Consider the following 20,808-nt stretch of genomic DNA (forward strand, 5'->3'; position numbering starts at 1 on the left):
GTTCATTAGTTTCAGGACCGTTGCGCTGAAAGGTTCTGGCCAACTGGACAAAGCTGGGAGGTGATTCCCATACGATCGGCCAAAAATTTCGGTTCACCGTCCTGATTTCATGATCAGGACACATCACACACATCACAGGTCCCGCCGACGGAACGAGACTCCTCCAGATGTCCGACCTCACGTTTCAGATGATCGCGATCGGGCTGTACTTCGCCATGATGCTCGCGATCGGCTATTACGCCTTCCGGCGCACGAGCGACCTCGACGACTACATGCTCGGTGGGCGCAAACTGCTACCCGGCGTCGCGGCGCTGTCCGCGGGCGCCTCGGACATGTCCGGCTGGCTGCTGCTGGGTGTGCCCGGCGCCATCTACGCCTCCGGCCTGTTCGAGTCGTGGATCGTGATCGGCCTGGTGGTCGGAGCCTGGCTGAACTGGAAGTTCGTCGCGCCGCGACTGCGGGCGTACACCGAGATCGCGAACAACTCGATCACCGTGCCGAGCTTCTTCGAGAACAGGCTGCGTGACCATTCGCATGTGCTGCGGATCGCGGCAGGCGCGATCATCCTGGTCTTCTTCACGTTCTACGTGTCGTCCGGGATGGTCGCAGGTGGCGTGTTCTTCGAGACGTCGTTCGGGTCGTCGTATCTGGTGGGCATGCTGGTGGTCGCGGGAGTCACGTTGTGCTACACGCTGTTCGGCGGTTTCCTCGGCGCATCGCTCACCGACGTCGCGCAGGCCCTGCTGATGTTCGCCGCGCTCGTCACCATCCCCGTCGTCACGATCATCGTCACCGGCGGCCCCGGTGCGGTGATCGATCTGGTCCACTCCGCCGACGCCGCGCAGAGCATCGCCGGTGACGAGATGCACCGCACCTCACTGTTCTTCGGCGGAGGCTTCCTCGCCATCGTCTCCGCGGCCGCGTGGGGACTCGGCTACTTCGGTCAACCGCACATCATCGTGCGGTTCATGGCCATGCGGTCGGCCGCCGACGCCAAGGCCGGCCGGCGAATCGGCATCAGCTGGATGATCCTCACCGCCATCGGCGCGATCACCACGGGTTTCGCGGGCCTGGCGTACTTCTTCCGCGAGGGCGTCACGCTCGACAATCCCGAGACCGTGTTCCTGCGCCTGGCGCAGGTTCTGTTCCACCCGTTTGTCGCGGGTGTCGTGCTCGCCGCGGTGCTGGCGGCCATCATGTCGACGATCTCGTCGCAACTCATCGTGTGCTCGTCGGCTCTGGTCGAGGACATCTACCGCGCGTTCGGCAAAGAGGCCAGCCCCACGAGGCTGGTCACCTACGGCCGCCTCGGCGTGCTGACGGTCGCGGTGGTGGCGATCCTGTTGGCGCTCAACCCAGATGGCACGATCCTCGATCTCGTCGGGTTCGCCTGGGCCGGCTTCGGCGCCGCGTTCGGTCCCTTGATCCTGCTGTCGCTGTTCTGGCGCAGACTCACCTCGGCCGGTGCGATCGCAGGCATGATCGCCGGTGCCGTGGTGGTCGGCATCTGGGGCCAGACCGAGGCGCTGTCGAGCGCGATGTACGAGATCGTTCCCGGTTTCATCGCGTGTCTCGTGGTGGCTGTGGCGGTCTCGTTGTTCACCGCGCGCGAGGATGACGAGATCCAGCGCGAGTTCACCGAGATGGCCGAGAAGGCGAGTGCGCCCATGGGTGAACCCGCTGCATCTGCCTGAATCCGGCACGCCGGATCCTCGAGGATGTTCCGCGCCGGCATCGGAGGCGTCACGATGTAGTTCGTAGACGTCCGAGAACCCGGAGGTGCGGTGTCAGGCTGGCGACCCGAACTGTTGGCCCGCTCGTGGCCGCGGTCCCTGGCCGGTCAGGCGATCGCCCTGCAGGTCATCGTGGTCGCGGTGGTCGTGCTGGCGGGCAGCGTGCTGGCGGTTTACGACGCCCGCCGCGACGGCGAGGAGAACGCACGCGATCAGGTGGTCGGTATCGCGACCGCACTCGCCGACTCGCCGTCCACGGCCGAGGCCATCGAGTCCGGGCATGCGACCGAGATCCTGCAGCCCGTCACCGAGGCCGTACGCACCGGCACCGGCATCGCGTTCATCACCATCATGTCCCCCGACGGCATCCGGTTCACCCACACCGATCCCAGCCAGATCGGGGGCCACTATCTGGGCACCATCGACCCGGCGCTACGGGGCGAGACGTACACCGAGATCTACACCGGCACCCTTGGCCCGTCGGTGCGGGCCATCGTGCCGGTACGCGACGCCGACGGGAACATCGTCGGGCTGGTGTCGGCGGGCATCACGACGCAGACCCTCGCACAGCGGTGGCGCGGTCAGCTCGTCACGATCGCCGCGGTCACCGCGTGTGCCCTTGTGCTGTCGCTGATCGGGGTGTGGGCCATCCGGCGCAGGCTGCTGCGGCAGACCCACGGCCTGCGGCCCGACGAGCTGCGCGTGATGTACGACCATCACGACGCGATCCTGCATTCGGTGTCCGAGGGGCTCATCGTGCTGGACGGGGGCGGCGTGGCGCTGGTCAACGACGAGGCGCGGCGGTTGCTGGGACTTCCCCCCGGACCGGTGCGGCTCGACGACCTGCCCGGGTTTCTGCGCAGTCACGATCCTGGCGCGCGCGACGAGCTGCACGTCACCGACGAGCGCGTGCTGGTGGTCAACCGCGCCAGGGTCGCCGACACCGGATCCGAGGTGGTCACCATCCGCGACCGCACCGAATTGCAGGGCGCGCTGGGCGAACTCAGCTCGCTGCAGGTGCTCACCGATTCGCTGCGCGCGCAGGCACACGAATCGGCGAACAAGCTGCACACCGTGATCACCATGGTGGAGATGGGCCGCCCGCAGGATGCGGTGCGGTTCGCGACCAGCGAATTGGAGCTCTCCCAGCGGCTCGTCGACCGGTTGTCCGAGGCGGTGAGCGAACCCGCACTGGTGGCGCTGCTGCTCGGCAAGACCGCGCAGGCCGACGAGCGCGGTATCGCGCTCACGGTCACCGAGGACACGCAGTTGTCCGACGAGACCGTGCTGTCCGGGCCGGAGCTGGTGACGGTGCTGGGTAACCTCATCGACAATGCGATGGACGCCTGCGACCGCGACGACCCCTGGATCGAGGTCACGGTGACCTCCGACGACGACCAACTGCTCATCACGGTCGCCGACAGCGGTCCCGGCATGGATCCGGACACCTTCGAGAAGGCCACGCAGCGCGGATATTCCACCAAGGCCGACACATCCGGCCACGGTCTGGGCCTGGCACTGGTCGCGCAGGTGGTCAACAAGCACGGCGGAACCCTGCACGCCGACGTCACCTACGGTTCGGTGGTGACCGTGACCGTTCCGATCCCCGAACGCGTCGGCGGTGGTCACGCGTGACCATCACGGTGCTCGTCGTCGAGGACGAACCGCTCATTGCCGAGGCCCACCAGACGTATCTGGGCCGGCTCGAAGGATTTTCGATCGCCGCCGTGGTGCACACCGCACGCGACGCGATGCGCGCGGCCTCGGAGGCCTCGGCCTCGGCGCACCCGATCGACCTGGTGCTGCTCGACATCGGCCTGCCGGACGCGAACGGGATCGCGCTGGCGTCGGCACTGTCCGGGCTGCGGCCCGCGCCCGACATCATCGCGATCACCTCCGAACGTGACCTCGAGATGGTGCGCGCCGCGGTGGCCCACGGCGCGCTGGCGTATCTGCTCAAACCGTTCACGTTCGCGGCGTTCCGTGACCGCCTCGAACGCTATCGCCGCTACCGCGAGGCGCTGCCCGCGGGCACCGCGGCGGCCAGCCAGGCCGAGGTCGACCGCGCGCTGGCCGAATTACGCGTCGCCACCGACAAATCCACCTCTCCCAAGGGCGCGGCCCCGCAGACCACCGACGAGATCGCGCGCGCGGTGCGTGACGAACCCGAGGGCCTCACGGCCGACGAGGTGGCCAAACGAGTCGGCGTCTCACGCGTCACGGCATGGCGTTACCTCGAACGCCTCGCCGACGAGAACGCCGTCGCCCGCAACACCGAGTACGGCAAGGCCGGCCGCCCCCGCACGCGCTACCAGTGGCGCTGAGCCAGTTCGTCTCGGACCATCTCGGCACCCCGCTCGGCGATCGCGTAGACCGTCGCCACGATGTTGTTGGACGGAAGCGACGGCATGACCGACGCATCGATCACCCGCAGGCCATCGGTGCCACGCACCCGGAGCCTGCTGTCGACGACCGACATCTTCGACTCCCCCAGCGCACATGTCCCCACCGGATGGAACCAATTTCCTCCGGTCGTCCTGATGTACTCACGCAACCGGTCCTCGTCGGTGATGTGCGCGCCCGGGGCGAGTTCTTCGGCGAGCCACGGCCGCAATTCTGGTGACGCGCCGATCTGCCGGGCGACGTCGAGGCCGTCGAGCATGGTTTTCATGTCGCGCTCGTCCTCGAGATGGTGCGGGTTCACCACGGGCGGCACTTCGGCGGTGAGCCCGGCCAACCGGACCGTGCCGCGGCTGTATGGGTGCATGGGCGAGACGCCGATGAAGCACGTCTCGACGCCGAACACCGCGCCGGTGGCCCCGGCCGTATCGGCGCAGCGGATCTGCAGGTCAGGCGCGCCGCCGGGCGAGCCGGTGTGCAGCAGGCCCATCATCTCCGCGCGGTGGTCTGACACCGGAAGCGGTTGGGCCGCAACGTAGACGATGCCCGCCAGTGGGTGGTACTGCAGGTTGGCGCCAATGCCGGGCAGGTCCACCAGGACATCCGCGTCCAGTTCGCGGAGATGCCGGGCCGGGCCGATACCCGAGAGCATCAGCAGTTGCGGTGAGCAGACGGCCCCGGCTGCGAGCACCACCTCTCGTGCAGCCGTCACCGTGACGAGCTTGGAGTTTCAGCGGTATTCGACGCCCACGGCGCGATTGCGGTCCAACAGGACCCGTTGCACGGTGGCCGCGGTGATCACCGTGAGGTTGTCGCGGCCGAGTGCGGGGGCCAGGTACGGGTCAGCGGCGCTCTCCCGCGGGCCGTCGACGAGATCGACCGGCCCGAACCCGGTTTCGAGTCCACCGCTGATGTCGTCGGCCGCGGAGAAGCCTCGCTCCACCGCGGCGCGTCGGAACGCGAGCATCAACGGACTCAACCGGTCCGCGGGTCCGACCAGAAGTGGCCCGCGATCACCCCGCAAAGCCGGATCTCCGTGCGTGGCGGTCTCCGAGCGCATGAAGTACGGCAGCAGATCGGCGAAACCCCAGCCGTACCCGCCGAACTGGTTCCAGTCGGTGTAGCTCGCATGATGGCCGCGCGCGAACACCGTGGCATCGGTCGCCGACGATCCGCCGGCGCGCGGCGGCATGCCCGGCACCGACGCGTCCTTTTCGAGCAACAGCACCTCGATTTCCGGATCCTCGGACAGCCGTGCCGCCACGACCCGTCCTGAGGTGCCGCCGCCCACGACGATGACGTCGTACGACATCGCAACTCCCATGTTTCCGCTGTTACTAAAATCTCCGTTAACAACGACAACGACGCTGCTACGGTTCGGCTGTTAACGTTGGAAACATGGCAAAGGCGACCAGTTCGGTGCTCCCACCCGCCGAGCGGATTCTGGCGGCGGCCGCGGACCTGCTGCGCGCCGGCGGCATCGACGCGGTGTCCACACGCGCGGTCGCCACCGAGGCCGGCGTGCAGCCACCAACCATCTACCGCCAGTTCGGCGACAAGGACGGACTTCTCGATGCCGTCACCCGCCACGTCCTGGAGGGCTACATCGACCGCAAACGGTTGCTCACGGACCCGGATGCCGATCCGGCCGTCGTCCTGCGCGAATTGTGGGATCTTCACGTCGAATTCGGTATGCAGCAACCGCACTGCTACCTACTGACGTACGGCCAGGGCAGGCGGACCTCGGCGGCCGACGAGACCGTCGCGATCCTCCGCGAGGTGATCGGCCGTCTCGGCGCCGCGGGACGGCTCACCATGAGCGTGCGCCGCGCCACCGACTACTTCCGCGCGAGCGGAACGGGTTTCGTGATGTCCCAGCTGAGCCTTGCCCCGCAGGAGCGCGACCAGGAACTGTCGGGGATCATCTTCGAGGCCACCCTCGCCGCGGTCAGCACCGATGGCAGACGCGGCCGCGGGCGCAAGGCGAACGATGTGCGGGCACGTGCGGTGGCGCTACGCGAGGCACTGCCGGAATCCGGCACGTCGGCGCTCAGCGCTGCCGAGCAGGGCCTGCTCGCCGAGTGGCTGAACCGACTCGCCGACCAGTCCTGACGGGTCTCAGGCGGTCTGCAGTGACGGCAGCACCGCCGCACCGGCCTGCCGCGGCTCGGAGGCGACCAGCCGCGAGTACAGCGCGGGCAGTTCGGCGGCGACGTCGAACGCGTTGACCTGACCGCTGTAGTCGGCGACGTACACACGCGCACCGTCGCGACGCACGGCGACCGCCGCGGGCTGCACGCCCACGTCGATGCTGCCGAGGATCTCGTTGGTCAGCGTGCACAGCACGATCACGCGGTCGTAATCCACCACGTACGCGCGAGTGGCGTCCGGGCTGAGCACCAGTTGCGTTGGCGCTCCGCCGATCTGGATGGCGCCGACGACGGCCGCGGTGGACAGGTCGACGATGTGCACCACACCGCGGCGCTGCCGGTCCGATGTCAGCACCAGGGCCTTGCCGTCTGCGCCGAGGGCCAGATCGCGGATCGGGGCGCCGATCCACACGGTCGATTCGATCTGGGCGGTCTCGATGTTCACCGTGACCATGCGGCTGCCCCGCGGATCGGTGGTGGCCACGTACAGGCGCTTGCCGCTCGCGTCGACGCGCAGCGCGTCGACGCCGGCACCCGCGCCGCTCGCGAGGTCGATGGTCCCGACGCGCTCGGCAGCCGTGTCGATGACGGCGACGTCGATGCGGTCGTGACCGCTGCGGCCGACGAAGACACGCTTGCCGTCGGGGCTCATGGCGAGCGCGGTGACCGTCATGGCCAGCGGGTACTCGGCGAGCACCGAACCGGTGATGGTGTCGACAACCTTGATGGCGTCGTGACCGGCGGTGACGACGGAGACGTAGGCACGGTCGTCGGCGGCGGCGACCGCGAACGGCTCGCCGTTGAGGCGGACCGAGCCGACCGGGGCCAGGGTGTACGGGTTGATCACGGTCAGGCAGTCGGCCGCGGAGTTGGTGACCACGATGGTCTCGCGGTCGGCGTCGATCGCGATGTCGGCGATCGGTCCGCGTCCGACTTCGACGAGGCCCGCGACGTCGAGATCATCCAGCGCGCCGTCGAACGTGACGCTGCCCGCCGAATCGTCGGTGTCGGGAGTCTTCGCGTCGCGTCGCACGATGGCGGTGATCGCGCGCAGGATGTTCTTTGCCATGGTCATCGGCACCTCCGCCGGCATGGCTCACACCGGCACTAGATTCCAGGTTCATTCTGCGCCGGGAACGGCGCGCTTGAAACGAGTCTAGCGACGAAAATCCGGGTACCCCGATGGCTTGACAGCGAATCCTGCGCGATCGTCGACGGTCTCTCAGAACTCACTTAAGAAATTCTTCGTTATCCATTCGTTATGTTTTCGGCGCAATACGTTAAATCCGCATTACCAGGGCGGATAACAACATAAGCAACGTTACTTGAAGAGATCAAGAACACACCCGCTGAGCCCGATTCTTACCCTTCGCGACAAAAGTGAGCGGTAAATCACACCCCGACACGCCAGCAAACTTTCAGCGCCGTCAGGGCCTGGTCTTCGGGAAACAATGTTACGCCTGTGAAAGATGGGTCGGACCATGACAGTTGTTCGCTGCCGTCGTGCCGGTGCACCAACCGCTGCGCGTCACCGGGCTGACCACCAGGCTGACCTCACACGAGCCGCCCTTCGCGTCGGGGCGCACCGACACAGTGAACCGCCCACCGACAGCGTCGGCATTCATGTCGATCACTTCCTGGATCAGTCCCTGCTGGACGCCGCGCACCACCTCGGGGGCGTCCACGGCCACCTCGGCCAGCGGACACGTGCAGATCCTGACGGTGGCCGTACCGAACGACGTGAAAGTCGACCGGATCTGAAACCCCAGCTCCGTCAGCGTCCCGACGACCATGTCGACCACCGACTCCTCGTCGCGGCGGCGCGCCACCCGCACGCGGTGCGCGAGATCCGCCCCGACCCGCAGGGCCCGCTGTTCCCGTTCCTCGACCGTGCCGCCGAGGTGACGTGCGAACAGCGCCACGATGTCGGCGTAGTCGAGCCGCGGCGCGATCTCGTACGTCAGGCGCGGCCGGCCCACTCGCCCCTTGTCGCCGGGACCACCGCGTCGGATCACACCCTGCTCCTCCAGCGTCCCCAGGTGGAACCGTGCGGTGGTGACGTGGATCTGCAGGGCGTCGGCGATCTGCTGGGCGTCGACGGGACCGTCGGCGCGCCGCACGACCTCGAGTACGCGCTTGCGCTGCCGGCCCGCCGAGCGGTCTGATGGTGGCGCAGAGGTCATTTCGATTCCGTGGGCACCACCGCGACGATCGCCACCGCGGTCAGCTCGTCGCGGTAGCGGTTGAAGGTGCGGCGCATGCCGAGCACGCGCTTGCGGGCCGCGGGGTGCGTGAGCGCGTTGAACACGATCCGCAGCGCACCGAGGAATCCCTCGTCGGCGACGACGCGCTTGGGCTGCAGCAGGGCCATCGGTGCCAGGTCGACGCTTCTGACCTCGAAGCCGGCGCTCGTGAGCAGGTCGGTCCACTCCGCGACGGTCAGCGGCCGGGCGTTGACCTTGATCGCGCGCGCCATCTCCTTGCGGATGTCGTCCTTGATGCCGTCGGAAAGGTCGTCGGGCATCAGGCCGAGTTCGTGGATCGCGTAGCGGCCGCCGGGGCGCAGCACCCGAAAGGCCTCGTCGACAATCGCTTTCTTGGCCTTCTCGCCCTGCATGGTCAGCATGGCCTCACCCACCACGACGTCGGCGGAACCGGTGTCCAACCCGGTTTCGGCGGCGTCGGCGGCCACGAGCCTGCCCCCGCTGGTCGCCACGGCACTCTGCAGCAGGGCCGAGGTGGTGGAGTTGTCGTCGACACCGACGTAGGACCGCGGTTCGGCGGCCGCGATGTCGACGGCCGTGCGGCCCAGACCGGGTCCGAGTTCGACGACGTCGGACCCGGTGATGCCGGCGGCGCTCAGCAGTCGCGTCGTCAACTCCACCCCGCCGGGACGCAACACCCGCTTGCCCAACCGTGCGAGCAACCAGTGCCCGGGCAGGTCGGCATCGGGTCGCTGCGCCAGCGGCAGATCGCTCTTGCTCGTCATTTCTCGGCTCCTCTTCTGAATCCCATACTGCACAACAAGACAAGGCCGAACACACCGCACACATAGACCAGCGCGGCGTCACGTCCCCACGGCGGTTCCAGGACGATGTCCTGGCCGGTGGCGTAGATGCCGTTGAGGAACGGCATGAACCGCTGCAGCGAGTAACCGCTGGGCAGGTATCCGACCGCGATCTCGACGACGTACACCCAGAACAACAGCAGGCCCACGGCCGCGGCGGGCGTGCGCACGGCGACGCCCACGCCGACACCGAGTCCCGCGGCGAAGAACGCGTACACCGGAACCGTCCACATCAGTCGCAGACCGACCGGATCGATCACCAACACCTGCCCGTACACCAGCGGCGCGACGCGGGGCAGCGCCGTCAGCACGAGCGCCACCAGCACCAGCGACAGCACCGCGCCCAGCAGGCCGTAGAACACCCACTTACCGGCCAGCACCGACGGCCGGCGGGGCAGCGCCAACCACACGTATTCGGTTGCCCGGAGGCGTGATTCACTTGCCTGCCCGTAGGCCGCCGCGACGGCGACGAGGACGACGGTGACGTTGATGACCCAGTACGCGGCGTTGGTGGTGGGCACCTGCTGGACGTACTGCTGGCCGGGGATGCGCGCGAACCGCTCGGCGACACAGGCGATGAGAATCGTGATCGCGACGGGGATGAGCGCGGCGGCCGGTAGGAGCACCAGCCACAGCGGCCCGCGCCCGCCGGTCCGCACCATCTCCGCGCGCAGGCTTCGCGTCAGCACGCCGTTCACGCGTCAACCGTTTCCAACAACAGGCTCTCCAGATGGTCACGCGGATCTGCGCCCGCGGGTGTCACGTCGGCGAGCGCGCCTGCCACCTTCACCTTGCCGCGTTGCAGCACCAGAAGACGGTCGGCGGTCAGCACCACCTCGCCGAGCAGGTGGCTCGCGACCACCACCGTGCAACCACGTCCGGCCAACCGGTGCAACAGTTCCCGCAACCACACGATGCCGGGCACGTCGAGACCGTTGACCGGTTCGTCGAACACCAGCACCTGCGGGTCGCCCAGCAGTGCACTGGCGATCGCCAGGCGCTGGCGCGCACCCATCGACAGATTCGCGATCCTCCTGTGCCGCAACTCGTCCAAGCCCACCTCGGCCAGGACCGCGTCGACGCGCCCGCCGTCGATGCCACCGAGCGCCGCGAGCCATCGCAGGTGCCGTTCGGCGGTGTGTCGCGGGTCCATCGCGTCGGGATCGAAATGCACGCCGAGTGTGCGCATCGGGTCGGCATGGTCGCGGATCGGCCTGCCGCACAACGTCACATCGCCACTGTCGGGATGGTCGAGTCCGGCGATGAGGCGCAACAGCGTGGTCTTGCCCGCGCCGTTGAGACCGAGCAGACCCGTCACTGTCCCCGCCGGGAACGATACCGTGACGTCGTCGACTGCGACGGTGGCGCCGAACCGCTTGACGAGGCGGGTGATCTCGATCATTGGAAGTTGCAGGGAATGGGCAGCCCCAGTGCCGAGATCCCGTTGCACATCGACTTGCTGGCCAACTTCCACCGGCCGTCGATGAACCGCCACTCGGCGGGCACCACGATCGTCGGAGAACCCTGCCGGTGGCCGTTGATCACGGCCGTGTGGCGGCCTTCTTCGTGCGTCTCGGGACCGGTCACCTCGACGTATCCGCGCGGGGCGCGCAACACCCCGAGGCGGTAGACCATCTTGGGCACGATCAGCGCGCGCGATCCGCCTTCGAGCTGGGCGGCCTTGACGTGGTCGGGTGCTTGCGTCGCGACCAGTAGCTGAAGCTGCGAAGTGAGCTCCTCGAGCGTCGGGACTTCATCGGTGATGGCGAAGTCCTGGGCCTGCGCCGGGGGCGCCGCGGCGCCAGCGACCGCCATCAATACGCCCACGACCAGCGAGAACAGACGCTCCATCACGCGCCTCCCTAATTAAGAGGAAAAGTATTCGGCTAACTGTAGAAGTTTGGGTAGCCTAACGCAACCTCTCGTCTCAGTTTGCCGAGCGTGCGGTTTCATACGCAACACGCCGCCCAACGCGGATCAGAACGCACGCTCGGCGCGGCCGGGCCCCATCCGGCAACCCCGGGCGAGCAACGCCGCACGCACACGATCGACAACAACCTGCCGCCGCCCGTGCAGCAGGCCCGCGCTCACGCGGATGACAGTCCACCCGAGGGCTTCGAGCATCGCCTGCCGGTCGATGTCCCAGCTGCGCTGCTCGCTGTCCGTCCAGTGCTGCGCGCCGTCGAACTCCACCGCCACCCGGTACTCGGGCCATCCCATGTCGAGCCGCGCGAACACCGTCCCCGACGCGTCGGCCACCTCGATCTGCGTCTCGGGTTCGGGGAAGCCATTGGTCACCAGCATGATTCGCGTCGAAGACTCATATGGTGACTCCGCACCGCCGTCGACGTATTCCAGGATGAGCCGCAACCGCCGCACTCCGCGGGCACCTCGATATCCCTCGGCGAGCGCCAGTACCTCCTCGACCTTCACGTGCGTGGCGTTCATGAGCGCGTCGATGCGCTGCACGCCGTCGACGAACGGCAGCCGCCGGCCCAGATCGAACGCCGTACGCGCAGGCGTGGTGACCACCATCCCGTCGATCACCTGGGTCTCGCCGTCCGACAACGTGTCCGAATGCACCGTCAGCAGGCGGGGCGGCCGACGATTGGTGTGGATCAACTCTGCCGGATCGCGCTGGTCGATCCACTTGCTGCCCAGCATCGCCGACGCGGAGAGCCCGGCTGGCACACCGGCCCGCCCTGACCACAGCCACGCCGCACGGGCACGTTGCACCGGTGAGAGTTCCGCCTCGCGCGGCACCCACACCCCCGGGTAGACCGCGGTGTGGAATCGCCGCAGTTCGCGGAACGTCAGCGCCCCTGCTTCGAGTGCCTCCACGGCGCGAAACGGCCAGTCGATTGTCTGCATGCCCGGACGGTCACAGCCCACCCCGACATCCGGAGAGTGCCAGAGGCGCCTCCAGCGGGGTTATCCACAGCCCCCTCGCCGTCCACAGGGTGTCGAGCGTGCGACCTCATACGCCATCCGCGGCGTGTCGCGTATGAAACCGCACGCTCGGCGAAAATCAGAGATCCAGCGCAGCGGCGGTTGCGGGGCCGACGATGCCGTCGACCTTGAGTCCGGGCGTACGACGCTGGAAGTCGCGGACCGCGGCCTCGGTGAGCGGGCCGAAGATCCCGTCGACGACCAGGTCCGCCCCGAGAGCGTTGAGGCGACGCTGCAACTCGGCGACCTCGGCACCTTCCATGGGCCGGTAGAGCAGCACGTCGATGTACTCCCCCACCGGGACTCGCGGCCGGGGCGTGGGCGCGGGTGCCTCCAGAACGCCGATCTGGTTCTGGATGTCGGCACGCAGGATGTCCATGTTGATGGCCCCGGGATCCCACTTACCCTGTGCGCGACCGGCGTACTCCTTGTGGCCGATCGTGCGCGCCGAGGTCTGCGCGAGCCTGCGGTTGATCGCCGCGCAGCAGCGCACCATCGCGAAATACTGTGCGTCGGGCCAGTTCTGGCGGTGCGGCGCGGTGGGACTGGTACCGGTGTTCGCGCACTCGATGCCGATCAGGTGCCAGTTGCCCATGTTGGCCGGGATCCACGGGTACATCCCCACCCCGGCATGCCACGCGACACCCACCGCGACGATCGTGACGGTGCCGTCGCGCGCGATGTGCAGCTGCGACAGCGGACCGGGCAGGTCGGGCCTGCCGTTGGCGATCGAGGCCGCGGTCGCCGTGTCGGATCCCGTGTGGTGCACCATGACACCACGGATGTCCTTGAAGTCACCGTGTCCACGGGTACGCCAGCCGGGATACTCGACGAGGTTGACGCCCTCGGCGCGCAGCACGTCCGCGAGCCACACCGGATCGCCGGTCCACGGTCCCGTCTGCGGCAACGGCAGCCCCCTCCCCTGCAAAGCCGGTTCACGACCGAGGCTACGCGGGCCGGTGCACTTTCCGCACCGGACGGCCACGGATGTGCGAGCATCTGCGCATGGACCCGCAGGACGACCCCGAGGCCCGCATCCGCGACCTCGAACGTTCGCTGGCAGAGCGCGCGAAGGAACTCGGCACCGGAGCCGACGAGGGGCACGCCCCACCGGCCCCGCCACCGCCGCCACCCACTCAGCCGTGGACCCAGACCTTCGGCACCGCGTATCCGCCGCCGCCACCGGGGCCGCCTGCTCCGTGGCCCGGGTACGCCGAGGACTTCCCCGCGCCACCGCGCCAACACGTTCCGGTGGCGCACACCGGACGCATCCTGATGATCCTCGTGGCGGTGGCGGTCTTCCTGATCACCACGGGCATCGCGGCTTTCCTGATGTTCACCAACACGGTCACCAGCAGCCTGCAGCCCGTCGCGGACAATCCCGCCGGGCGCCCGGCCCTCCCGTACTCACCGCCGTCCAACCCGGTCTTCCCCGCGATCGAGACCCCGTCGGTCGCGGGACCTGGCGAGGTGATCAACGTCGCGGGTGCGAGCAACGACCGCGAGGTCACGTGTGACGGCGGCACGGTGATGGTCAGCGGCGTCGAGAACACCATCACCATCACCGGACACTGTGCGGCCGTCACGATCTCGGGGATCCGCAACGTCATCGAGGTCGACGAGGCCGACACCATCGGCGTCTCCGGATTCGAGAATCGCGTGACGTATTCGTCCGGTGAACCCGAGATCACGAAGTCCGGTATGGACAACACGGTCGAGAGACGCGCGCCTTAAAGAACTTTCGACAGGAAGTCCTGCAGCCGCGGATGTTTGGGGTTGTCGAAGATCTCCGCGGGGGTGTCGTCCTCGACGATGTTGCCGTCGGCCATGAACATCACGCGCGAGGCGACCTCGCGTGCGAAGCCCATCTCGTGTGTGACGACCACCATCGTCATGCCGCCCTCGGCCAGATCGCGCAGCACTTCGAGGACGTCGCCGACCATCTCGGGGTCCAGCGCGCTGGTGGCCTCGTCGAACAGCATGATCGACGGGTTCATGGCCAGCGCCCGCGCGATCGCCACACGTTGCTTCTGCCCACCTGACAGCGTGGCCGGTTTGACGTGAGCCTTCTCGGCCAGCCCGACCTGCCCGAGCAGTTCCATCGCGCGTTTCTCGGCCGCGGGCTTGTCCATCTTCTTGGTGAGCAGGGGTGCCAGCGTGATGTTGTCGATCACCGTCATGTGCGGGAACAGGTTGAAGTGCTGGAACACCATCCCGATGCGCTGACGGACCTTGTCCAGGTCGACCTTGCGGTCGGTGAGGTCGAACTCGTCGACCACCACCTTGCCGTCGGTGATGTCCTCCAGCTTGTTGAGGCACCGCAGGAACGTCGATTTCCCCGATCCGGACGGTCCGATGACGCACACCACCTCGCCCTTCTTCACGGTGGTGGTGATGCCGTCGAGCACGACGAGGTCACCGAAGGCCTTCTTGAGGTTCTCGATGCGGATCTTGACCGTGCCCTCGGGCTCGGCGGCCGCGGATTCCGGTACGAGCTGGGTCATTTCACGAGCCTCTTTTCAACTCGGTCCGACAGCTTGGTGAGCGCCATGATGACGACGAAGTAGATGATGCCGATGATCAGCCACATGGTGAACGACTGGAAGTTGCGGGCGATGATGATGCGCCCGGTCTGGGTGAGCTCCGCGATGCCGATCACCGACAGGATCGAGGTGTCCTTCAACGTGATGACGAACTGGTTGATGTAGGACGGGATCATCGTCCGGATGGCTTGGGGCAGGATCACTTTTCGCATCGTGGGCAGGTACCCGATGCCGAGGCTGCGCGCGGCCTCCATCTGGCCCTTGTCCACCGATTGGATGCCGCCACGCACGATCTCGGTCATGTAGGCGCCCGCGTTGAGCGACAGCGTGATGATGCCCGCCGTGAGCGCCGACATCTGGAATCCGAGCGCCGACGGGATGCCGAAGTAGATGAAGAACGCCTGCACCAGAAGTGGTGTGCCGCGGAAGATGTCGACGTAGGTGGTGCCGATCGCGCGCAACACGACCGACCGCGACACCCGCAGCAGGCCGAAGATGACGCCGAGCACCAGGGCGATGGCGATCGAGACCACCGTGAGGATCAGCGTCATCCGCAGGCCGATCATGAGGATGGGGAACGTGCTCTTGAGCAGGCCGAGGAATGAGTTGTCGTTGTCGACGGCCTCCTCGCCGAGGTAGGTGGAGATGATCTCGTCGTAGCGCCCGGATTCCTTGAGTTGCGCCAGTCCGGCGTTGAATTTCTGCAGCAGTTCGGCATTCTGGCCCTTGTTGACCGCGAAGCCGTAGTTGGCGCCCTTCTCCTTGGGCGTGACGGTCTTGAAGCCGTTGCCTTGCGCGATGCCGTACTGCAGCACCGGGTAGTCCTCGAACACCGCCTGCGAGTTGCCGGTGCGCACCTCGTCGAACATCGATGCGGAATCGGCGAAATAGACGGTGGTGAACCCGTATTTGTCCTTGATGGACTCGGCGAACTCGGCGCCTTCTGTGCCGTTCTTGACCGCGACGCGCTTGCCACGCAGGTCCTCGTAGCTCTTGATGTCGTCGTCGGATGCCAGCACGGCCATCTGGACGCCCGATTCGAAGTACGGGTCGGAGAAGTCGAACACCTTCTTGCGCTCGTCGGTGATCGACATGCCCGCGATGACGCCATCGGCCTGATTGGCCTGTACGGCCTGCAGAGCGGCGTCGAAGCCGAGCGGTTTGATGGTGACGGTGAAGTTCTGGTCGGCCGCGATCTCGTTGATGAGATCGATGTCGATGCCGACGAATTTCCCGGAGGCGTCCTGGAATTCGAAAGGCGCGAACGTGATGTCGGTTGCGACGACGTACGTCTCGCCCTCGGCCGACGCGGTCGCAGGCGCCACCATCGGGATCAGACCCACCAGCGCGGCGACCGCGAGCATGAGCAGGCGGAACGGATTTCGCGGTCCCGACCTTCGGCTGTGAACGTGCTGTGACCGTCTGGCGCGCATGTTCGGACCCCCTTTTGGCGGCGACACGGGACTTTTCACCGTATCGCTACCGCGGGAGCGCCCGGGGAGTTTTGGCGGCGCGCCGCGTCAGGGACCGACTTTGTAGTGACTGCTGATCGCGATGCGGTTGAACGCGTTGATGGTCACCGCGAGCCACCTCAGCACAGCGACCTGCTGTGTGCTCAGCGCGGTCAGCAGTTCGGCATCCGAGGCCCGTGGCGGGTTCGAGATGTCGGTGATCTCCTCGGCGATCGCCAGCGCCGCGCGTTCCTCGTCGGTGAAGTAGGCGGTTTCCCGCCAGGCCGGGATCACGGCGATCCGGTCGGTGCTCTCGCCCTTGGCCAACGCGTCACGCACGTGCATGCGCAGGCAGAACGCGCATCCGTTGATCTGTGACGCGCGGATCCGCACCAGTTCGACGGCCAGCGGACTGACGCCGGCATCGGCGGCGGCCTTCTCGCACTGCTCGTTGAGCGTGATCACCGACTTGTAGGCCTCGGGCAACGCGGTGTTGAGCGCCGGGCGACTGGACATGTGTTCCCTCCTGAACCGACCTGTTCTGACCTACCGGCGATCTCCAGCTGATCTCCACACAGCCTTCAAGCGCCCGGTCTCGCGTGACGACACGATCGACACATACCGAAAACGCCGAACGTTCGAGCCGATCATCCCGGCTCACCAACTCAAGGAGTCCACATGACGTCGACCAGGACACGCCAGGCCTTCGCGGCAGCGGGAGCAGGCGCGGCAGCGCTGAGCGCACTTCTCGCGTTCGCCACCCCGGCACACGCTGAGTCCGCCGCCCTGACCATCGGCCAGCTTGAGGCGCAGGGCTTCGATGTGCGGGTGGATCGTGTCGGAAGCGCACCGCTCGAGCAGTGCGTGGTCACGGGAATCCGCAATCCGCGCGAGCGCACCAGGATCGTGCGGTTCGACGGCCCGCGCGGTCGCGACCGGCTGGTTCCCGTGGTGGTGCAGCGCAGCATCACGGTGTCGCTCGACTGCTCACGGCGATGATGGTGGTGCACAACGAAAATGGGCGCCGGCGGCCCGGCGCCCACCTCGGCGTCTACTCCGCGCCGCCGCCGGAGCCACCGCCGTCGGATTCCGAACCACCCGACTTGGTCGAGGATTCTTGTTTGACCGGCTTGGCCGGCTTGGCCTTCTTGCCACTCAGCCCGGCCACGGCATCCTTCACACCGTTCCTGACGTTCTTGATGGCGCCACGGATCCCGTTGCGGATGTCCTTGACCGCGTTGACCTTCTTCGGCTTGGCCACGGTGGAGGGCTTGGCCGGGGTCGTGATGGCTTCCTCGCTGTCGTCGGCCACCGGCTTGGCCTCGCTCGCGGCCGACGCCGACGCGGCGTCAGTCGCCGACGGTGCCTGCTTGGTCGAGGTGTCCGTGGCCGCAGCAGGGGCGTCCGTCGTCGCCTCCGCCGGCGTGGTGACTGCACCAGCGGCGGGTGTCTCGGGTCCCACGAGCGCCTTCGGCACATCCAGCGTCACCGAAGCCCTGGTCAGCGCAGCCGGCTCGGCCACGGCCGCCGTGCCGGCCGCCGTCTTGGCTGCGGTGGTCGCCGGGGCGATCGCGTCCGCCACCATGTCCCGCAGGGTGAGCAGTCCGGCGACCACGCCCTGCGGCCCGAGGAGACCGGCGCTGAACCCCGGCATCCCCGGGGCGCCGTTGAGCAGTGCGTAGGTGAAGTTCGGCCCGAGGTTGATCACCGCGTTCGCAACCTTCTCGAGGTCGCCGGTCTTGATCCCCGCGAACACGTCGTCACCGGCCGCGCCGACCGCGTCGGTGAGGTCGGTGAGCAACTGGACAGGCGCCAACAACGGGCCGAGGACGTTGTAGACCTCGGGTTCGGCGAGCAGATCGATGACCGACAACGTATTGGCGACGGGCTGGCGGATGGCGTTCTGCAAGCCGGCCCAGACGTCGGGATTGAACAGCAAGGTGTCGACCACACCGTTGACGACGGGCCCGAGGACGGTCTGCAGCACGGTCTCCAGCGCACCCGTGACGTCACCTGCGGAGAACTTCTCGACCGCGGACTGCAACTGTTCCGGGGTGTCGGCGAGTGCGGTGATGACGCTGGATGTGAACACCTCGGCGAACGTGGCCACCCCCGCGGCACTGTTCACCTGGTTACGCACGATGTTCGACAGGATCGGCGCCGGAGCGGCGGCGATGCGTGCGGTCAGGGCCTCGGCGTTCTTGAGGGCTGCGGTGAACGCCGCGGCGTAGCCGTCGATGGGGTTGGCCAAAGCGGACAGGGCGACACCGGCCGACGACTGTGCGCGCTCGGTGATGTCCGGTGGCAACGGGGCCACCGGACTGACCGCGATGACGCCTGCTCCTGCGAACGCCACGCCCGCAGTGAGGTAGGAGCGAACAGCTTGTTGCATCGATTCTCCTTTTGCTGAGTGAAACCCCCGGGCGGAGAACTTACTCCCAAGTAGGTTTTTCGCAAAGGAAAATTGCAAGTCACGAAGCACGTTTCATGATCAGCGTCTACGCCAGCGGAACATAGGGAAGCAATTCGAAGTTAGCTGCTGCACATGCGGGCGCAACCATTCCGCAACGCCCTTGAGGCAATTTCCACCGAGCCACCCGGCAACGTCGCGCCAGACCGGACCGTGCGATGCCACGCGGTTGCACGGGAGGCCGGGTCCCGCTTCTTACTCCTGAGTAAGTTCTGCGACTATGGTGTGGCGCACGTTGCGGGTATGACTATGAACCGCCTCACATTCATCGGTTCCAGCTAACTGCGTCACCCCCACGAACATGGGACCGCCAGCAACGTCCGTTGTACAAATTGGCGATCTTGTCCAATTCGCTGGCGCATTCAGTCGATCTGTAAAGCGCGGATTCCGTCGCATCCAGGACGCGTCACCACCCGTCAGTGCGGTTCAGCACGGAGCCACCGTCGAAGCGTCCCGTCCTGAGCAAGGTCGGGAAGTGCGCGACGCCGAACAGCGGGTCGTGGGCCGGTTCGCCGCACACGCGAGCGCCGAGGCGCAGGTATCCGCGCACCAGCGCGGGTACCGGCGAGTCCGACACCGCTGCAGTGTCCAGGGGCATGTCATCGAGGGGCACGCCGTCGATCACCACAGGCCGGTACGGGTGCACTGCGTAGCAGTCCGGCGTCGCGAAGTCGCGACGCATGAAGTCGCGCACCGCACGCACCTGGGCGCCGGGAACGCTGCCCAGCGGATGCGTCGGCACCGTGATGCAGCCGAAGAGGTGGTCGTAGCCATATCGATCGGCGTAGTCGAGGATGGCCGACCACATCATCATCAGGACAGCGCCGTTGCGGTGATCGGCCCGCACCACGGCGTGCCCCCATTCGAGCAGGGACAGCCGGAGCGGGTCGAGAGCCGTGAGGTCGAAGGATTTCGCGGCGTACAGACCCCCGGTGGCGAACACGCCGCCGGTCGGCAGGATCCGGGCACAGCCCACCAGTTCCTCGGTGCGGTTGTCACGCACCAACACGTGTACGCAGTGGTCGTCGAAACTGTCGGCGTCGAATCCGGTTCCGGCGGCGGTGTATCCGCACTCGTCGGTGAGCACTTCACGGCGCAGCCGTTGCCCGGCCTCGATGAGTTCGGTGTCGGTGGACAGCAGCACGCTGTAGCGCGGCGCGACCGTCAGGGGTTCCGCCTGAACCTGAACGTAGGTGGTGGCCATCGCGATCCTCCTGTCGAACGAACAATCAACCTGGAATCACAGTGGCGCACAATGAACTCCATGACAGTCGGTCGATCGGCGGGGAGAACGGATGAATCCGGTGTCCCCTGTTCGGGGGACACCGGATTCACGACGGACGCAGGAACTGAAGCATCGGGAAGTGCGCGACCCCGAACTCGGGGTCATACGCCGGGTCACCACACAGCCTGGCGCCGAGGCGAACCTGCGCGGCCAGCGGTTCGGGCAGCGTGCACTGTGGTTCGTGTCCGGGCAGGTGCAGCGCATCGTGTACCACGGGCCGGTACGGGCGCACGGTGTAGCGGCCGGGCGCCGCGTGCTCGCGCCTCAGCAGGTTGCGCATCGCGCGGACCTCGCCGGCGGGGTGCAGCGGCATCGGGACACTGCCCACGAGGTGTGCGTAGCCGTGCTGCTCGGCGTACCCGAGCACTCCCGACCACAAGGCGAGCGCGGCCCGGCTGTTGCGGTGTCCGGGACGGATCACCGCCCGGCTGAATTCGAGGGCGGCCGGCCGCAACGGATCGAGCGCCGAGACATCGAATGCCGTTGCGAGATAGAGCCCTCCGGCGTCGGTCGCGCCGTCGTGGGGCAGAATCCGGCAGCTGCCCACCAGCTCGCCCGAGGCGTCGTCACGCACCAGGACATGTAGACAGTGTTCGTCGAAGCGGTCACCGTCGAGCGCCGGCGCGGGAAGGCCGTGTCCGGCGAGCGCCTCGTGACGCAGCCGCAGCGCGTCCTCGACCACCTCCGATGACAGCCGCACGCTGTAGCTCGCAGGCTCGTGGCCGGTGCGGACCGCGTTGATGCTCATGAGACCCCCGTT

At 67.2% G+C, this 20,808-nt stretch carries 21 protein-coding genes and 1 pseudogene; 6 read left to right on the plus strand and 16 right to left on the minus strand.

What is annotated here, in order from left to right; translation table 11 throughout:
* Positions 1-167 precede the first annotated feature (167 nt).
* The 3 genes from putP to AT701_RS25920 all read left to right on the plus strand — a co-directional run bounded on the left by putP (position 168) and on the right by AT701_RS25920 (position 4,057).
* Positions 168-1,694, plus strand: coding sequence for a sodium/proline symporter PutP (gene putP / locus AT701_RS25910; protein WP_003896703.1), 1,527 nt, complete (start codon positions 168-170; stop codon positions 1,692-1,694).
* 114 nt (positions 1,695-1,808) lie between these two features.
* Positions 1,809-3,368 carry a sensor histidine kinase gene (locus AT701_RS25915; RefSeq protein WP_058127731.1) on the plus strand — a complete coding sequence of 520 codons (1,560 nt, stop codon included), beginning with the start codon at positions 1,809-1,811 and terminating at the stop codon, positions 3,366-3,368.
* Complete coding sequence (locus AT701_RS25920) at positions 3,365-4,057, plus strand: response regulator (RefSeq protein ID WP_058126870.1); 693 nt, start codon at positions 3,365-3,367, stop codon at positions 4,055-4,057. The genes AT701_RS25915 and AT701_RS25920 overlap by 4 nt, the downstream gene beginning before the upstream one ends.
* Here AT701_RS25920 and AT701_RS35805 read toward each other — a convergent pair.
* Entirely contained in the window at positions 4,042-4,626 is a 585-nt protein-coding gene (locus AT701_RS35805; protein WP_328586939.1) for a GMC oxidoreductase, read from the minus strand. The two genes, AT701_RS25920 and AT701_RS35805, sit on opposite strands and share 16 nt — an antisense overlap.
* Before the next feature lie 120 nt (positions 4,627-4,746).
* Positions 4,747-5,457: pseudogene (locus AT701_RS35810) on the minus strand (GMC family oxidoreductase); the annotation flags it as partial.
* Positions 5,458-5,531: 74 nt separating this feature from the next.
* Here AT701_RS35810 and AT701_RS25930 point away from each other — a divergent pair.
* Entirely contained in the window at positions 5,532-6,245 is a 714-nt protein-coding gene (locus AT701_RS25930; protein WP_058126871.1) for a TetR/AcrR family transcriptional regulator, read from the plus strand.
* Positions 6,246-6,251: 6 nt separating this feature from the next.
* Here the strand turns inward: AT701_RS25930 and AT701_RS25935 are convergent, their stop codons facing one another.
* The 8 genes from AT701_RS25935 to AT701_RS25970 form a co-directional block, all read right to left on the minus strand.
* Positions 6,252-7,358: an MmpL3/TtfA transport complex stabilizer gene (locus AT701_RS25935; RefSeq protein WP_081319733.1), complete on the minus strand. Its 1,107-nt coding sequence runs from the start codon at positions 7,356-7,358 to the stop codon at positions 6,252-6,254.
* Between the two features lie 379 nt (positions 7,359-7,737).
* Positions 7,738-8,466, minus strand: coding sequence for a helix-turn-helix transcriptional regulator (locus AT701_RS25940; RefSeq protein ID WP_011730462.1), 729 nt, complete (start codon positions 8,464-8,466; stop codon positions 7,738-7,740).
* On the minus strand, positions 8,463-9,272 hold the full coding sequence (locus tag AT701_RS25945; RefSeq protein ID WP_011730463.1) for a class I SAM-dependent methyltransferase: 810 nt from the start codon (positions 9,270-9,272) through the stop codon (positions 8,463-8,465). Before AT701_RS25945 ends, AT701_RS25940 begins: the two co-directional genes overlap by 4 nt.
* The gene (locus AT701_RS25950; protein ID WP_058126873.1) at positions 9,269-10,048 is read right to left on the minus strand and encodes an ABC transporter; all 780 of its coding nucleotides are present in this window, start codon (positions 10,046-10,048) and stop codon (positions 9,269-9,271) included. The genes AT701_RS25945 and AT701_RS25950 overlap by 4 nt, the downstream gene beginning before the upstream one ends.
* Positions 10,045-10,752 (minus strand): ABC transporter ATP-binding protein, encoded by a 708-nt coding sequence (locus AT701_RS25955; protein ID WP_011730465.1) that lies wholly within the window; start codon positions 10,750-10,752, stop codon positions 10,045-10,047. Before AT701_RS25955 ends, AT701_RS25950 begins: the two co-directional genes overlap by 4 nt.
* Positions 10,749-11,201, minus strand: coding sequence for an MTB12 C-terminal domain-containing protein (locus AT701_RS25960; protein ID WP_003896713.1), 453 nt, complete (start codon positions 11,199-11,201; stop codon positions 10,749-10,751). The genes AT701_RS25955 and AT701_RS25960 overlap by 4 nt, the downstream gene beginning before the upstream one ends.
* 126 nt (positions 11,202-11,327) lie before the next feature.
* Positions 11,328-12,221 (minus strand): PDDEXK-like endonuclease domain-containing protein, encoded by an 894-nt coding sequence (locus tag AT701_RS25965; protein ID WP_014878294.1) that lies wholly within the window; start codon positions 12,219-12,221, stop codon positions 11,328-11,330.
* 157 nt (positions 12,222-12,378) lie between these two features.
* Entirely contained in the window at positions 12,379-13,206 is an 828-nt protein-coding gene (locus AT701_RS25970) for a peptidoglycan recognition protein family protein (protein WP_058126874.1), read from the minus strand.
* A 98-nt stretch (positions 13,207-13,304) separates the two neighbouring features.
* Here AT701_RS25970 and AT701_RS25975 point away from each other — a divergent pair, with 98 nt between their 5' ends.
* Positions 13,305-14,033, plus strand: coding sequence for a DUF3060 domain-containing protein (locus AT701_RS25975; protein ID WP_174519618.1), 729 nt, complete (start codon positions 13,305-13,307; stop codon positions 14,031-14,033).
* Here the strand turns inward: AT701_RS25975 and AT701_RS25980 are convergent.
* The 3 genes from AT701_RS25980 to AT701_RS25990 all read right to left on the minus strand — a co-directional run bounded on the left by AT701_RS25980 (position 14,030) and on the right by AT701_RS25990 (position 16,809).
* Positions 14,030-14,803 carry an amino acid ABC transporter ATP-binding protein gene (locus tag AT701_RS25980; protein ID WP_003896717.1) on the minus strand — a complete coding sequence of 258 codons (774 nt, stop codon included), beginning with the start codon at positions 14,801-14,803 and terminating at the stop codon, positions 14,030-14,032. The genes AT701_RS25975 and AT701_RS25980 overlap by 4 nt on opposite strands.
* On the minus strand, positions 14,800-16,206 hold the full coding sequence (locus AT701_RS25985; protein ID WP_003896718.1) for an amino acid ABC transporter substrate-binding protein/permease: 1,407 nt from the start codon (positions 16,204-16,206) through the stop codon (positions 14,800-14,802). Before AT701_RS25985 ends, AT701_RS25980 begins: the two co-directional genes overlap by 4 nt.
* 156 nt (positions 16,207-16,362) lie before the next feature.
* Positions 16,363-16,809: a carboxymuconolactone decarboxylase family protein gene (locus AT701_RS25990; RefSeq protein ID WP_011730468.1), complete on the minus strand. Its 447-nt coding sequence runs from the start codon at positions 16,807-16,809 to the stop codon at positions 16,363-16,365.
* A 162-nt stretch (positions 16,810-16,971) separates the two neighbouring features.
* Here AT701_RS25990 and AT701_RS25995 point away from each other — a divergent pair, with 162 nt between their 5' ends.
* The gene (locus AT701_RS25995) at positions 16,972-17,292 is read left to right on the plus strand and encodes a hypothetical protein (protein ID WP_003896720.1); all 321 of its coding nucleotides are present in this window, start codon (positions 16,972-16,974) and stop codon (positions 17,290-17,292) included.
* Between the two features lie 52 nt (positions 17,293-17,344).
* On the opposite strand, the gene AT701_RS26000 is transcribed toward AT701_RS25995, so the two are convergent.
* From AT701_RS26000 to AT701_RS26010, 3 genes are all read right to left on the minus strand, one after another.
* Positions 17,345-18,685, minus strand: coding sequence for a hypothetical protein (locus AT701_RS26000; protein WP_011730470.1), 1,341 nt, complete (start codon positions 18,683-18,685; stop codon positions 17,345-17,347).
* Positions 18,686-19,169: 484 nt separating this feature from the next.
* Positions 19,170-19,967: a GNAT family N-acetyltransferase gene (locus AT701_RS26005; protein ID WP_011730471.1), complete on the minus strand. Its 798-nt coding sequence runs from the start codon at positions 19,965-19,967 to the stop codon at positions 19,170-19,172.
* A gap of 127 nt (positions 19,968-20,094) precedes the next feature.
* On the minus strand, positions 20,095-20,796 hold the full coding sequence (locus AT701_RS26010; protein ID WP_003896723.1) for a GNAT family N-acetyltransferase: 702 nt from the start codon (positions 20,794-20,796) through the stop codon (positions 20,095-20,097).
* Positions 20,797-20,808: the final 12 nt, after the last annotated feature.

The sequence above is a fragment of the Mycolicibacterium smegmatis genome, from assembly GCF_001457595.1.
In the GTDB taxonomy this organism is placed as follows: domain Bacteria; phylum Actinomycetota; class Actinomycetes; order Mycobacteriales; family Mycobacteriaceae; genus Mycobacterium; species Mycobacterium smegmatis.

What these genes read in the sequence shown, in the direction of transcription:
- putP (WP_003896703.1), top strand. Translation starts at nt 168, where the DNA reads ATGTCCGACCTCACGTTTCAGATGATCGCGATCGGGCTGTACTTCGCC.
- AT701_RS35805 (WP_328586939.1), bottom strand. Translation starts at nt 4,626, where the DNA reads ATGATGGGCCTGCTGCACACCGGCTCGCCCGGCGGCGCGCCTGACCTG.
- AT701_RS25930 (WP_058126871.1), top strand. Translation starts at nt 5,532, where the DNA reads ATGGCAAAGGCGACCAGTTCGGTGCTCCCACCCGCCGAGCGGATTCTG.
- AT701_RS25935 (WP_081319733.1), bottom strand. Translation starts at nt 7,358, where the DNA reads ATGACCATGGCAAAGAACATCCTGCGCGCGATCACCGCCATCGTGCGA.
- AT701_RS25940 (WP_011730462.1), bottom strand. Translation starts at nt 8,466, where the DNA reads ATGACCTCTGCGCCACCATCAGACCGCTCGGCGGGCCGGCAGCGCAAG.
- AT701_RS25945 (WP_011730463.1), bottom strand. Translation starts at nt 9,272, where the DNA reads ATGACGAGCAAGAGCGATCTGCCGCTGGCGCAGCGACCCGATGCCGAC.
- AT701_RS25955 (WP_011730465.1), bottom strand. Translation starts at nt 10,752, where the DNA reads ATGATCGAGATCACCCGCCTCGTCAAGCGGTTCGGCGCCACCGTCGCA.
- AT701_RS25960 (WP_003896713.1), bottom strand. Translation starts at nt 11,201, where the DNA reads ATGGAGCGTCTGTTCTCGCTGGTCGTGGGCGTATTGATGGCGGTCGCT.
- AT701_RS25965 (WP_014878294.1), bottom strand. Translation starts at nt 12,221, where the DNA reads ATGCAGACAATCGACTGGCCGTTTCGCGCCGTGGAGGCACTCGAAGCA.
- AT701_RS25975 (WP_174519618.1), top strand. Translation starts at nt 13,305, where the DNA reads ATGGACCCGCAGGACGACCCCGAGGCCCGCATCCGCGACCTCGAACGT.
- AT701_RS25980 (WP_003896717.1), bottom strand. Translation starts at nt 14,803, where the DNA reads ATGACCCAGCTCGTACCGGAATCCGCGGCCGCCGAGCCCGAGGGCACG.
- AT701_RS25985 (WP_003896718.1), bottom strand. Translation starts at nt 16,206, where the DNA reads ATGCTCGCGGTCGCCGCGCTGGTGGGTCTGATCCCGATGGTGGCGCCT.
- AT701_RS25990 (WP_011730468.1), bottom strand. Translation starts at nt 16,809, where the DNA reads ATGTCCAGTCGCCCGGCGCTCAACACCGCGTTGCCCGAGGCCTACAAG.
- AT701_RS25995 (WP_003896720.1), top strand. Translation starts at nt 16,972, where the DNA reads ATGACGTCGACCAGGACACGCCAGGCCTTCGCGGCAGCGGGAGCAGGC.
- AT701_RS26000 (WP_011730470.1), bottom strand. Translation starts at nt 18,685, where the DNA reads ATGCAACAAGCTGTTCGCTCCTACCTCACTGCGGGCGTGGCGTTCGCA.
- AT701_RS26005 (WP_011730471.1), bottom strand. Translation starts at nt 19,967, where the DNA reads ATGGCCACCACCTACGTTCAGGTTCAGGCGGAACCCCTGACGGTCGCG.
- AT701_RS26010 (WP_003896723.1), bottom strand. Translation starts at nt 20,796, where the DNA reads ATGAGCATCAACGCGGTCCGCACCGGCCACGAGCCTGCGAGCTACAGC.